Genomic DNA, 13883 nt, shown 5'->3' with positions numbered 1-13883 from the left:
CTGCGCAAATTTGCTAGCTCGCTTGAGGCAGATTCTTCAAACATTCCTGCCATTTGTGCTGTTCAGGAAGCAAGCGCTGGAACTGTTGACTGAAAGATCTCAGTCGCTCGAGTAGATCTTGAAGGCTTGACCGGATTGCCGCCGCTTCCGAAACCAGGCCAGTTAGAACTGGTGAGGTGGCCTTCCGGATCCTTACCGGAATAGCAGCTTCGGATCTCGCGTTTCTCGAACCGGGAATCGCAGTCTCCCCCAACTCTACCTGCACGGCTTCTGGGGAAGCCGCAATCACCGAGGCTTTACCCAGGGGCATACAGACATAGCGGCGCGGTCCGTCTGTGCAGAGAATTGGCTTATCGGGATGGGCAATCTGGAACTCGGTAAGCCCGAGACTCAGAGCCCGTCGCAGGTGACCTCGATCCAAAGCAAGCTTTATCGGACTACCTTCGACCCGCGACTGTCTCAGGTGCACTTCCATCGGTTGAGTGCTTTCGGTTCCTCGCGAACGCAGAGCGACGTGTCCATTGAGATCCAGCGTTACCGGCCGATGCGGATCCTTTTCGCCCGGCATCTCTTTCAGGCAATTCAGCAAAGCCCCAGCCTCCTGGCCGTCGACTTTCCAAAGCGTGGCGTCGGTCTGATTGGGGATCGCCCGATAAACATCCGGATAACTTTTCTCCTGGGCGGTTTGCAGGGCGATCGACCAGGCTCCCAGTCGTAACCACAGATGCGAGGCGGTTCGGCCGATCTCCAAAGAATCGCCTTTTAGTTCCTCAGCTCCGAGGAGTCCACAGCGCGGTATCAACAGATCATCTTCCCAGGGGAACGGAAATCCTGATTCGATGAAGAGCTGCCGGGTATCGGTACCGATGACTTCGCCGGTTCTCCCCCGTAACTGCACATAGTTCACCGCGTAGCGAGTGGCTTCAGCCGCTGCCGATCGCATCGCTTCGGCGAGAGCGTCCCGAAGTCGGAGATCCATCGGTGTCCAGACCTCCGGTAAAAGCAGGCTTTCGACACTGGAGGGAATCTCGTACTCCCGAACCTGCGGCATCGAACCCGAACTCCAGGCGACGCGCAACTTCTGATGGACCAGGGCGACAATCTCGACAATGCTGTCGTCCGAACCGGCGGTATCATTGAAAACGGCAAAAGGAATGGTCATCTGCTCCTCGGCAAAGGAGCCCGGCAGCCGGTAAATCGCCGTGACTTCGCCAATCGAGCCCTGAATCGAGAGCCCGGATGAATCAGTCTTCAGCAAGAGGCTAGTCGGAGCTGGGCAGCGGGCTGCACCCAATTTTTTGAACAAGCTGCGTAACTGCCGGACTTGCCGACGCTGCAAATGAATCATGGTTTTCTCCCGGTAAATCGTGTTGGAATGAAAGGGCGAGAAGGCGGGCGAAGAGCTAAAAAGCAAAACTGCGAATCGAATGAGAGGTGGACCGAACTAGACCAGCACCGCTTCCCGCTCAGCAGCCAGACTTTCGACTTTCTGACGGAGCTTTCGGGAAGCCGTGGCCAGGGAAAGCTCCAGCTGATGCTTCTGGTCGGCCAAGAGAGCGGCGTAGGCTTCGACTTTGAACTTGGTGTTGCGAATCCGCTCGGCGGCCCGTTCCACCGTATCGGGCCGGGTGTCTTCACCGAACGAATCGATCGCTTCCTCATGCTCGGCAATCAGAGCCGATAGCCCCGCAGCCACCGCTTCCTTCACCGAGACGTCTCCACTCGCGGTTCCTTCCGGCACCGGGAAGCGCAGCATCTGACCATTGAGTTGCTTCAACAAGCTCTGCACCCGATCGATGAAGCCGGCGTGCAGCTGCGGCACGAAGTAAGCGCCGCCTTGCGGCCGAATCGGGAAAAGATCGGCTTCCCGTTCGAAGAGCTTCTGCACGATCCGGGTGATGTCGCTGCCGGTCCGCACGGCGATGCAGCGATCCAGTTCTTCCTGAGCCAATAGAGCTAATTCTCCTTTATCGCAGTGCACCTGCCCGGTTTTCTTGGTCAGAGTGAGCAGGGTTTCGAAGTCGTAGCTGAAGCGGTCCCCCTGTTTCGATTCCTGGGTGAACTGGAATTGAATCGAGACTTCATCTTCGGCGATCTGTCGGATGATCCGAGCTTCCGACAGCTTGCGACAGGCCCGGGCAAAGGCGTGCCGGGGTGCTAACTCCCGGGCCACGCTTTCATCCAAGCCGACTTCTTTCAGCGCCCGGATCAAATCGCTGTGTCGGACGCTGGCTCCCGAAGCGGTCCAGGTGATGATCTCACCCAATAGGCGAGCACCTGGGGTCACCTTAGGCAAGTGGTTGGTTTTGATAAATGCACTCATAGAGAGTTCCTTTCAGTTCAAGAAGGATAAAAACAGAAATGAAAAAAGCTCGCGGAACCTTCTGAATAAGAAGATCTGCGAGCTTTCACCACGATGGAAAAAAGGGAGACTAGATCGACAGCACGGAACCGAGGGCGGTCTCGGTGACTTCGAGCGATTGGACCAGATGGACTTCATCGCACAACGTCGCGAGGTCTCCTGCTGTATCGGCTAAGACCAACGAGATCACCCGCGCCGAAACCAAGCTCTTCCAGGCCAGGAAATTCTGCTGCAACTCCGGCGGAATCGAGCAGATGGCATCGGTCAGGATCAAGACATCGGTAATCCCCGGCGGGGCCCAGAGCTGTTCCACCATCCAGGGCAGTTCCACAATCGGAACATCCAAGGTCGAACCGCCCCCCAGGAAAGCTCCCAGCCAGTCCAGCACTTCCGATTCTTCCCAGCGAGTCGGCGGCAAAGACAAGAGCCGTTCGCCGGTGTCACCCGAGTAGGCAATCAGGCCACACCAGCGACGCTGCTGCCGGGCGATCCAGGCCAAGGCCAAGGCCAGAGCCTTGGCTGTTTGCACTTTATCCCCAGCCATCGAGCCCGATTCATCGATGACCACCACGATCGGACCTTTGCCCACCGGTTCCAGAGACTGGTAGTCCCGAGCCAGGCACTGCCGTTCGGCCAGACGCCGCAGGGTATCCAGTTCCAGTTCGGGAATTCCCAAGCGGACCAACTCGTGCGGCAGCAGTTGGGCCAGATCTCCCGAGGTAGTCACTCCGACCAGATCGTCCTGACCATGGGCGCATTTGCGACGCTGGCTCGACTGGGCCAATCGCCGATACCGTCCGGCCAGTTCGCAGATCCGTCGCAACGTCGGGTCCTGGCGGACCCGCTGGAACAGTTGAGCGATCGCTTTAGGATCGACCGAGCCCGGCGTTCCCGGACCGAGCCCGCCGCCGAGAGCAGTAATCGCTTCCCGGCACTGGTCGACCTCTTCGCGAGCGGCCAGCACCGCCCGGCTGACCGCTTTTAATGTGGCGATCTCAGGTTCGGCCGTGGCAGAGGCATTCCGCAGAGCAGCGAACTGTTCGGCGAAGTGCAGGGTGGTAATCTCGGAGGAGACCTCATCCAGTCGAGTCCCGGCATGCAACGCCTGATACTCCGGAGTCTGGAACAGCTCGACCAGGAAGGCCCGGCGGGCCGGGTCCTGGCAATCGTCCAGCAGCTGCGGTTCCGGTTCAAAAGCCGCCGTATGAAAATCGGCGATGGCATACTCGTCCAAAGCGAACGATTGCAAACGCGGAGAATCCCGCAGCAGATCGTCGCCCCGACGCAGCCCCCAGGAATCGACCTGCAGGGCCGTTGGATTCCCAGATGGAGTTGTTGAAGGCGAAGGGGAAGAAAAAGGGGAGGTTGTAGAGTCTTCGGCGGAGGAGGGACTGGGCGAGAGCGGGCGATCGAGATCGAAGAGTTTACGGAGTTCTTCGGCATTCATGGTTTTTTCCCTGGGGTTAGATCGCCTCCAAGGAGGCGAGTTTGAGTTGACGGAGCTGTTCGCGCACGTAGTTCCGGGTCCGGGTGACCCGATCACTGGACTTTAAATCACTGAGTTGCTTGTCGATTTCGCCGAGCTTGGCTGCCGCCTTGGCGGTCTCGGGCAGCTTGCGGACATCGGTCGTCGACAGAACCTGTTCCACTTCCAAAAGCAGCTGATTCAGCCGCATGCCGATGGGGTTGGCGATTCGGGCAATCACCTGGGCGACCTTCTGGGGCTGTTCCCGGGGATCGTCCCAGAGTACATGGGCGGCCACTTCCAGATGCTCCGGTTCGACCTGCTCAGCCCCTTGCAGGAAGGCATAAGCCTGGACGATGCCGACCGCTTTGAATTGGCGGCGATCCCCCGGTTGAACGCCTTCCTTGGCCAGATCTTTGAGAATCGTCTCAAAAGCTTCCTGGGCCGTGATCGACCAGGGTAACTCCCGGGCATAGCGGCGGGCCGCTTCGAGATCGGTCGGCTTCAGGTGCACCGAGATCTTCGGGGTATGATCCCGATTCCAGAGCAATTTCTTCCGACCCGACTGCGAGCGAATCGGGGATAAACTCTTGCGCAGAGTGAAGCGATCGAACAGGGCCGCCAGTTCCTGAGCGCTCTCCGGGGCCGGCCATTCATTGGATGCCGCCACGCAGAGCTTCAGGGGGACTTTGCGCAAGGAACCTTCGCCGGCATCGAAGGTTCGTTCATTGAGAATCTTCAACAAGGTATTCAGGATCGCTGAAGAAGCTTTGAAGACTTCATCGACGAACGCGAAGTCGGCTTCGGGCAGTTTAGCGGTGGTGATCCTCTGGAAGCGGTCTTCCTTGAGCCCCTGAATCGAGATAGGGCCAAAGACCTCTTCGGGGACGGTGAACTTGGTGAGCAGGATCGAGAACTTGGAGCCGCCGGTGGCTTTCAGGAGGGAATCGAGCAGCAGCGATTTGGCACAGCCCGGAGGCGAGACCAAGAGCAGATGCTCTTGGGCGATCAGAGCGGTGAGGCAGAGATCGATCTCTTCGTCGCGTTCGATCAGGCCGGAAGCCAGTTCGGAACGGAGCAAAGCGAAATGGGCCTGCAGGGCCGCGCAGTCGGGAACGAGGGTTTTCATGAGAGTACTCCTGGGTGAAGTTGGAAATTAGGCGAAAAGAGAAAGGCAATTGGCAGACACCGCGATAGGGTTCTACCGGGACAGTTTGAAAACGACCGAGTCGAGAGCCCGGTATTTCCGGAAGAAATGGAGCAGGGTTCTTCGGAGCAGAGCTTGAAAGCGGGTGCGATTCAGCTGATGGCGGATTCGTTGCACTTCGGCCTCGGCCGTATCGGCGAGAATCAGAAACGACAGATGAAACTCTTCGAGCAAAACACGTCGCGACATAAGAAAGTCCTTTTTGGAAGAGAAGAGAAGATTTAAACCGGGCGATTGTTCAACTGTTGCCGGACGGTGGCGATGAGCAGCGGAATCTGCTTAATGAAGAGTGAGGCGGGCAGGGGCCGGGAGTACCTGAAATGCTCCCAGGCCAGGGCGACCACTTCGGCCACCGCATCTTCGCGATCGTGCCGAGAGGCCAGATCGCGAAAAGCGAAGCGGGCCTTCGTCTCCAGCAGGGGCAGGATAGTCACAAACGCCTGCTGGCGATCTTCGAGCGACAGCACGGGAATAGAAACAGGAACGGTCATCGGAATCAGCATGAGAAATCTCCAGAAACGAAACCACCGCCGGGTTGCGGCGGCGGGAACAAGGAAAAAAAGAATGGTTACTTCGGGCGAAAGTGAATGCAGAAAGCGGTAATAGCTACCCAAAAAACACTATTACTCACTCATCTATATTGACGCAAAAAAGGCGGAAATTTAGTCAAATAAAATTATAACGGTCGATGAGAAGCTTATTCTTCGGACTTACTTTCTTGGAGGGGTCTTGGCTTCGGATCATCCGATGGGTTGGATTTGCTCGAATCTGAAACAGACGGAAAAATAGGCCGTTCTTCTTGAATTCGAAGGGCAATATGTTTAGCAAGCCACTTCAATAGCTGGTGAGTGGGAGTCTCACGTTCCGTATTGATTGAAGTCAATTTTCTTTTCTTCATCATTTCTCCAAAAAAAATGGCTGGCCATTCTTCCGAATAGCCAGCCAACGAATTATGAGATGTAAAGTTCTACGGACTAGGCCGCAGTGCGTTCTGCAAGTGGTTCAAACGAATATCTCGGATGCAAGTGCCGCCTTATCTTGCTGTCGTTTTGTGGGGCTTGCGTTAATCGAATATAGGGATCGGATAATCCCAGATTTTGCATGGCTCTCTCCAAGCTGATTGCCCGTTGCACTGTGGCTTGGTGAGTACCCAGATGCCTGGCTATATCTCTTTGCTTCCATCGTTCCGCTGTCAAGCGCAAAGCCTCAGATCGAATTCGGATTTGAGCCGGGTAATCGAACAGATCTACTTCCATTGAGTGCGTGGTAATTTCTGCGGGCAGTTGATGCAGATCCGAATCGAGCTGCAACTGATCCAATCGAATCTCAAGATGCGCTCGTAACTCTATCGCGCCACCATTACAAGCTTGAATAGGATAGAATTCCAATCTGTTAACGAACCGGTGAAGAATTCGGGCTAACTCGGGGTCATCAAGTTCCGGGTCAGCTAGAAGATTCTGCAAATGATGTTCCAGCGACCTTAAAGTAGGGAACAAAACTTCCCGCGGGGGTGCTGAACGGTGACTAAGCTCCTCGGTTTTTAGGTCGAGTATCCCTTGTAATTCTCTGAGCGTCGCCCGATAGGTCTCATTCCCACCGTTCTCGGCAACTTCCAGTGAAAGATTGCGCATTCGCCGTCGCAGGTCTTCGATTTCAGAAACCAGAGTGGGAACGCGCGAATGATCCGCCTCAGAGCTGGCCTGAAGCTGTTGCCGAATATTTTGAAGAAGTAGCGAGTCGAATTCAGGAAGTTCTCGAAGTTTTCGGAGAATGGCTTCCAGAATTTTTCGGGCGGCAACATTCGCGTTTACAGTGACAGCGTTCCAGCATTTGTAGGCTTGAGCGCCGGAGCACTGCAGCATGGGAATCGATTTACTTTGAGTTCTATAGAGGATTCGCCCGCAGATTCCACATTTTGCATGTTGAGCTGGCCAGGGTGTCCTTGAACGCGGTAACCCCTCACGAGAATCACGACCATCGGTGCCCTGACGCCGATACATTGCATTAATTTCGTCGATTCGCCTCATCAAGCGATCAAAACGATCTGGGGCGATGAACACTAGATGAGGGCAATTCCGTACCAGCAACTGCGAGGGATCAGCACGGACACTTCGATGCTGGCCCGTTGAATTAATGCGACGGCTCTCTCGGACATTTCGTTGCCGGATGCCTTTCAATAAAGGGTTTCTGGTTATTCTCCCCACCATCGTCCCGGTCCAGCTAGTTCCCCGGGATGCGGGTCCGACTGATATATGACGTTCATTCAACCAGTCAGCGACTTCCGCAAAACTGCCCCCTTCTTCCAAAATCCGAAACCATTGATCATAAATAGGCTCCCATTCCGCTATTTTTTGTAGGCCAGCTTCACCCTCGACACCCGGCACGCGACGATATCCGGCGATGAGGCACGGAACAACGCCACCTGTCTGAAATCTGCCCCGTAAAGTACGCTTTATGCGTTGGGATGTTTCGAGATTGCTTCGTTCGTGGTGCCAAGTCGACAGAAAGGCACTGTCTCGCCAGCCATCTGTTGCCGTGTCCAGGCGATCGTTTATGGTTATGAGCCGGACACCAAAATCCTCGCACAATTCGGCAAACCGGAAGGCATCTGCACGCCGGCAGATTCGTGCGAGGTCTTCGGAACAAACCACATCAAATTGTCTGCTCCTTACTCTTTCTTGAGCTTCGAGAAATTCAGCTCTATCCAGTCGTTCGCCACTTCCCTGAGAGCGTATCTCTTCTAAGTTGAAGGGACCCGAGTAGGAACGCTCCATGAACTGTCTGATGAGTAGGGCTTGTTCATCCAGGCTACGAACGTCCTGGTGTTCGGTACTGATCCGAGTGATGGCCAGCACCTTCAAGACGGTACCTCGTCTTGGTGTCAATGGAATCGACGATCTATGGAAACTCATGAGCAACAACTCCACAAGGGAGATTGCAGCGAAAAATGATTGGCACAGTGTGCCAATCAGGCTGAAAATCGTGAGAATCCCTGAGTATCGCTGACTATTCCTGACATCCTGCAACTACAAGTCGCATATAGCTTTATCGCCACAAGTACCGAAATGACAGGGAGTTAGAGAGACGCCAAAATGGAATCCCCCCCTCTCCGTTTTTTCATTTCTTTGGTTGACGTAAGTCAATATCCAATAAAAACTTACGTTTTTGAAGCGTCTTCAAAAAATCCCGTTTGTGGCAGTTTTTGTGGCATTTTGTGGCGGGAGAAATCTCTGAGGCACGCATGTCGAATGAGTTCCGCATTGGTAAAGTTCGAGGGTATCGTCGCGGCAAAATTTGGTATCTCTGTTACAACGAACAAGGGCGACGGCACCGCCCTCGGGTAGGTCCCGACCGGAATGCCGCCCGCCAACTCGCTTCGCAAATCAACTCGCAGTTGGATGTCGGAGCACCCGCCGCGTTGAGCTTCGAAAGTATCACGATCGAAAAAGCCAGACAGCAATGGCTCGAACATCACGAACAGGTTTCCCGATCCTCGATCAATACGATCCATCGTTACCGCACTGCAACGGATCATTTGCTGAGATTCCTCGACCTAAAACCGGTGAGGACGATCGCCCAATTTACTCCATCTCACGCTGCGGAATTCGTCGCCTATCTACGTTCCATCCGCGTCTCACCGAATGGACATGAACGGACGATCAAGCGTCCACTTCTGGACGGCGGTTTGATTTACGTCCTGGAAACCTGCCGAACTCTTTTTAGCTACGCCAAAAAACGACGCTATTTGAGCCCCTATGCAGAAAATCCGTTTCAAGTGCTCAATATCGATCGAATTCCTATCGAAGAATTCCGACCGATTGAATTATTCAAACCGGAAGAAGAGCGAGTCTTTTTGCAGCAGTGCGACGAATGGCAATTTCCGATTTTTCTGACTCTTATGCTCACGGGTATGCGACCAGGAGAGATGTGCCACCTCTTGGTTCCGGAAGATATCGATCTCGAAAAAGGCAGCTTGAGAATTCGAAATAAGCCGCGGCTCGGTTGGCAGATCAAGACAAGGAACGAACGCGATATCCCACTGGTTCCGGAATTAGTGGAAGTGCTGAAATTGCATGTTTCCCGCTACCCTTCAGGTCCCCTGTTCCGGCGAAGCACTTGGAATTCAGGGCCGAGGAACTTGGTTACCGCTTCCCAAGCGATGATCGAAAGGGAACTAAACCTACGAATGGTGCGAGAAGAGCTGCGAGCTAAAAGGGCCTTGGAAAGAATAGAAAAGCTCAGAATCGCTCGAGCACTCTGGAACGAGATGGGGGCCCTTCAGGAAGATCGACTGCGTATTGAATTCACGCATGTGACACAGGCCATAGGCCTCAGTCACCAGTCCGCACCGAAAGTTCTTCGTCATATGTTCGCCACTACCCTGCAGGAAGGCCGCGTGGATCCGATCATCCGAAATCTCTTAATGGGGCACTCGATCTCTTCAGATCGCAATTCGAGTCACGGATTAGGGATGACGGCTGTGTATACGCATACCCAGGCCGGCACGATTCGGGAACAATTGACCGAAGCAATGCAGCGGCGCGAGGCGATCAAAGTGGCTAGGGAGTGGCTGAGAATCCAGGCAACAAATTAAGATGGAGTATTGTGTCCAGCTCTCATTCTCACCCCCGGGCATTGAAATCGACTTTGAGTCAGTGCCCGAGGGAACTTTCAGAGACAAGGCTTTGGCAGGTGAGCTTTCCACATTGAAGAGTCTTTTTACCCAAACGTTGCCACCACCGGGTTGTGATCACTTAGTCGATCCCATTCTTCTCCCGAAAGCACTCTGCAAGATTGCAGCCGAGACTTCCAGCTTTTCGGAACGAAGATCCCGTCACAGTGGTAAACCGTTTCCCGGTTGTTTGTCCAACGAAGTGTCTGATGGAGCTCCTGGCCGGGATTCGCCTCCTGCCAGCAGTTCATCAATGCAAATTCATCGGCAAGTCGGGCTTGGATAGCCAGATCATGTTTGCTGATCTTTTTTTCCGGACTCAACCAACGGCTTACAGTCAGGTTGAAATCGCCTCCGATGATGACCTCATTCTGACCGGCGATCATTTTCACTTCATCCAGAAATTTGTTCACGGCCTTTGCATACCCGCCCATTAGCTCTGGAGCATGCAGGCTAAACACAAAGATCGATTCGCATAAATCCCGCTGCCACGTAGCATTCGTGATTTTCGCCCCGACCGCCCAGCCCGAGAAGCCTGGCACCTGTATGGCTTCCAGCCTTCCATCCCGAGAGAATATCGCACTTCCCCAGCCTTTGTTTTCAGACATCTCCCAGACGAATTGCTTCTGAAAGTCAGGGAACATATCCGGCGTAAGGTGCAGATCAGGCCTGGCGGATTCCTGTGTAAGTAGAAGATCGACAAGATGACTTTCGATCATCTCTTTCCAATGAGTCCGTTTTGTGCCTCCTTTGAGCAGATTGTAAGTGGCGATTCGCATGACATGTTCCTGCGGCGACGGTTTAAAGCCGAAAGAGTCGGTCATTATGCGGATCGATCATTTCCGAAATCTTCAAGTCGGCTTTCACTGTTTCATATCATCCAGATACTCGGAAGCGGGATCCACTCCCGTAATCAACAAGGAGTCTCGAGCTCGGGTGCACGCCACGTACAAGAGTTGTCGTTCCGTCTCATAGACTTCCTTCAGATCGGAATCCTCACCAACTGCTTCGATTCGAGACTGCAGCGGAATCACCTCATCATCACAGGCCATAACCGCTACGGCCCGGAACTCCAAACCCTTAGCCAGATGCATCGTGCAGATCGAAACCTGGCCGGCTACCGTTTCCACATTCTCATCGAGAATTTTTACCGTTAACTTGGCATGTTGGACTGCATTTTTTGCCCGATCAATCTGTTCAGGAGATCGAACGAACACGCCGCATTCATGGGGTTGAATTCCCGTCGCGATTAACTCCGATAGCCAACTCCCGACAATCTTGATTTCCTCTTTTTCATCCGCTGCAGTTTTGATCGCCGGCGGAGGTCCATTGAACACGGAAATGGTGTCGTTTCTTTGCTCGACATTTCCGTCGACATCCCGAACTTCGACTTCCAGCAAACGATCGGCCTGGCTCCGGATCTGGTGGGAGGTGCGGTAATTGATTCGCAAATTCTTGGAGCGACCTCGAATATCAACTCCCAATTTTTGCCAGGAGAACGGCAGTTGAAAGATCCGCTGTCCACTATCTCCGGCGAAGAACAGTCCGTTCGGCTTATTGCCGGCCAGGGCCGCAAAGAATCGAATCTGCGATTCGGTGAGATCCTGGGCCTCGTCAATCACGGCGAAATCGAACGGTTTGTTCGGAACTTTGGCGATCGCATCTGCAAGTCGAGTGAAGATTCCCGCGCTAGTCGTCAACTTCTGGCGACTCAAAGCTTCGATGACTTTTTGAAAAATCGACCAAAGCAGCTGGCGCTGTGCTTCATTCAAGCGAGTCTTGCGGCCCAGTCGCGTCACGTCTCTGTAAGCTTCCCAACTATTCACCTGTCGGGCATCCACCACCTGATCCCATTCCGACAGCAAGAACTGCATATTGAACTTATGTTTATCGGCTTCCTGCGATGCACGTTTCATCAGTTCAACGACTTCGCTTCGGCTCGCCAGCTTGGCTTTGCCGAGATGCAGTTCGTGGAGTCGCAAGCCGAGTGCCTCCAGCGAATAGACATCGATACGATCTCCCAGGCGGGGTTCATTACCTAGCAATCGACGCAACTTAGTTTGAAGGGCATGCGCCAGAGCATTGGAAAAAGTCGCTAACAACACCCGGCTAGTGGGATTCGTGCGGGCCAAATGTGCTGCCCTGTGCAAAGCCACAATGGTTTTGCCGGTTCCGGCCGAACCGGTCACTCTTGCCGGACCGGAATTATTCTTCTCGACGAGTTCTCTCTGCTCCGGGTGCAGAAAGACCGTCCATTTCTCCCAGGGATAATCGAGCGCTCGTTCCAGCTCTGCGACATTGCCCATGACGCGGAAGCGTCGGAGGGCATCCGGATGCTCGAAGGGATTTGCCGTCGCCGGAGTGGGTTTCGAAATTCTCGGTTTACCGCCGGTGGCAATCTCCAGCAAGGCTTCCGCGGCTTCGGCCGGAAGATGGTCGGCAACCGCGAGATAGTTGTCTTCCGTGGCCGATTTGACATCGGCTAGCCATTCCTGGGGAACTCCAAATCCGAGTAACTCCTCATCGGGAAGCTGATCGAAAAGGGATTTCTTACTGGATTTCGCCTTGGATTTGGGCTCCTGGACATAACTCGGAATGCGTATTTCCTGAACGGTCTCGCGAATCTCAACGAGTTGGGCGGCCCCGGTCTTGGGATGCGTTTCCAGCTTCCTTCGGGAGGCCCAGTCGTAAGCTTTATCGTGATGATCGACATAGCAAAGGAGCAAACTGCCGGTTGTTTTGTGAACAATTACGCGTATGTCTTTGTTGACGCGTACAGACCAGAAGTTTTTATCTTTAGCCCGGTCCAATTTGTGAAATGACATCCCGGGATTGGAGGGATTCAGTTGAAGATCGAAGGCGGTAGTTTTGACCGCCTTTTGCTCCTCACCCGTGAGTTTGGCTAGGCTATTGGAAAATGTGTCGGCGATCCGAAATTCCATAATGATCTCGCTATTTAGATTTTAATACCGGAATAGATCGGATCATAAATTCATCAAAAAGGGGAACCGTAAAAGCCATTTCTCCATGAGCTGGGCTATAGATCATTCCTTTGTGGATCAGCTTAGCCCTAACGGGGCTTAGGCTCGTTACTTTCACTTGGAGTTTGTCCGCGATATCGCCAATTCTTTGAGAATTATTTCCCAAGCTCGCCATAGCTCTCAGAAAATTTTTTTCACTCGGTGTCAATCGATCGTATCGAACACGAAAAAAATTCTTATCCAAACGAGGGATTACCAGCTCAGTTGCTTTCTGAACCACTCGAACGCCGATAGGACTGGATTCAGCAAGATTCCATACTTGATAGCCCCATTCTTGTACGAAATAAGGATAACCTTTCGTTAGAAGAAAAACTTTCTCAAGCGCACTTGGCTCAATGATCACTCCAGAAGCTTTAGCTGGATCTCGGAGTGCTTTTGCTGAATCTTCTTTGGAGAGTGCCCCGATCTCTGGAAAGCTGAAAAGCCTCTCAGCATACGATTTGGATTCTCCGGCGAGTCCGGGTAAAATTGGGAGGCCAGCCCCTACAAGTACCAAAGGAAGCTGAAGCTGTTGAACCTTGTGCATTGCCATTATCAATGCACCAAGTTCTTTGGAACTAAAATATTGTACTTCATCAACGAATATCGCGACCGCTTTTTTGCGGTCCTCTGCCGCTTCCCCGACCGCCACGAATAGACTTGGTAGATCCAGCTCCAAATCCCCACTGTCAGCAGTGCCTTTTTCAGGTTCTATATCTAGCCCTAATGAAAAGTCCCCCATCTTGACCTTCAGGCTTTTTACGAAGCTGCTTAACACTGCGAAGGCACGCTTAACTTTCTCAATGGCCCCCGCCATTCTATTTAATTCGAAGAGCAAACTTCTTAAGTAAGGTGCGATCAGAGGCCCTAACGCTTTATCTTCATGCGCCTCAATATTGATCGTCAGATAGCCCTCTTCCTTCGCATCTCGTTCGATCTCGTTCAGCAGGACTGTCTTACCTACGCCGCGAAGACCGGTCAAAAGTAAGCTTTTTTCAGGTTTTTTTTGCTTCACCCGTCCTAATAAAATTCTTGCTTCCTTTAGAATAGGATCCCGACCTACCAACTCCGGAGGCGGGGATCCGGCACCAGGAGAAAAGGGGTTTTTGAGTGCGTCCATTGTGGCTTTATATCCGTTTATATCTATTTATATCTGA

At 53.2% G+C, this 13883-nt stretch carries 11 protein-coding genes; 1 reads left to right on the top strand and 10 read right to left on the bottom strand.

Features of this window, described 5'->3' with window-relative positions; all coding sequences use genetic code 11:
- Nucleotides 1–13: 13 nt before the first annotated feature.
- The 7 genes from KIH39_RS15505 to KIH39_RS15475 all read right to left on the bottom strand — a co-directional run bounded on the left by KIH39_RS15505 (nucleotide 14) and on the right by KIH39_RS15475 (nucleotide 7889).
- A complete protein-coding gene (locus KIH39_RS15505) occupies nucleotides 14–1348 on the bottom strand; it encodes a hypothetical protein (protein WP_213494136.1) in 1335 nt (444 codons plus the stop codon).
- Nucleotides 1349–1444: 96 nt separating this feature from the next.
- Entirely contained in the window at nucleotides 1445–2323 is an 879-nt protein-coding gene (locus KIH39_RS15500; protein ID WP_213494135.1) for a DUF6744 family protein, read from the bottom strand.
- Between the two features lie 109 nt (nucleotides 2324–2432).
- Nucleotides 2433–3809: a hypothetical protein gene (locus KIH39_RS15495; RefSeq protein ID WP_213494134.1), complete on the bottom strand. Its 1377-nt coding sequence runs from the start codon at nucleotides 3807–3809 to the stop codon at nucleotides 2433–2435.
- 16 nt (nucleotides 3810–3825) lie between these two features.
- On the bottom strand, nucleotides 3826–4956 hold the full coding sequence (locus KIH39_RS15490; protein ID WP_213494133.1) for an AAA family ATPase: 1131 nt from the start codon (nucleotides 4954–4956) through the stop codon (nucleotides 3826–3828).
- A gap of 72 nt (nucleotides 4957–5028) precedes the next feature.
- Nucleotides 5029–5223, bottom strand: a complete 195-nt coding sequence (locus tag KIH39_RS15485; RefSeq protein WP_213494132.1) for a hypothetical protein — start codon at nucleotides 5221–5223, stop codon at nucleotides 5029–5031.
- 32 nt (nucleotides 5224–5255) lie between these two features.
- A complete protein-coding gene (locus tag KIH39_RS15480) occupies nucleotides 5256–5537 on the bottom strand; it encodes a hypothetical protein (RefSeq protein ID WP_213494131.1) in 282 nt (93 codons plus the stop codon).
- Nucleotides 5538–6008: 471 nt separating this feature from the next.
- Entirely contained in the window at nucleotides 6009–7889 is a 1881-nt protein-coding gene (locus KIH39_RS15475) for a recombinase family protein (protein ID WP_246539705.1), read from the bottom strand.
- 386 nt (nucleotides 7890–8275) lie between these two features.
- On the opposite strand from KIH39_RS15475, the gene KIH39_RS15470 reads away from it, so the two are divergent.
- Entirely contained in the window at nucleotides 8276–9628 is a 1353-nt protein-coding gene (locus KIH39_RS15470) for a tyrosine-type recombinase/integrase (protein WP_213494129.1), read from the top strand.
- Nucleotides 9629–9753: 125 nt separating this feature from the next.
- Here the strand turns inward: KIH39_RS15470 and KIH39_RS15465 are convergent, their stop codons facing one another.
- From KIH39_RS15465 to KIH39_RS15455, 3 genes are read right to left on the bottom strand one after another with little or no spacing between them, the layout of a single operon-like run.
- Complete coding sequence (locus KIH39_RS15465) at nucleotides 9754–10530, bottom strand: endonuclease/exonuclease/phosphatase family protein (protein WP_213494128.1); 777 nt, start codon at nucleotides 10528–10530, stop codon at nucleotides 9754–9756.
- Between the two features lie 39 nt (nucleotides 10531–10569).
- A complete protein-coding gene (locus KIH39_RS15460; RefSeq protein WP_213494127.1) occupies nucleotides 10570–12648 on the bottom strand; it encodes a UvrD-helicase domain-containing protein in 2079 nt (692 codons plus the stop codon).
- A 10-nt stretch (nucleotides 12649–12658) separates the two neighbouring features.
- Nucleotides 12659–13846: an AAA family ATPase gene (locus KIH39_RS15455; protein ID WP_213494126.1), complete on the bottom strand. Its 1188-nt coding sequence runs from the start codon at nucleotides 13844–13846 to the stop codon at nucleotides 12659–12661.
- Nucleotides 13847–13883 lie beyond the last annotated feature (37 nt).

This window comes from Telmatocola sphagniphila (assembly GCF_018398935.1).
GTDB lineage: Bacteria > Planctomycetota > Planctomycetia > Gemmatales > Gemmataceae > Telmatocola > Telmatocola sphagniphila.
The sequence above is the reverse complement of the archived record's forward strand: the minus strand, read 5'-3'. Positions and strand labels throughout refer to the sequence as shown.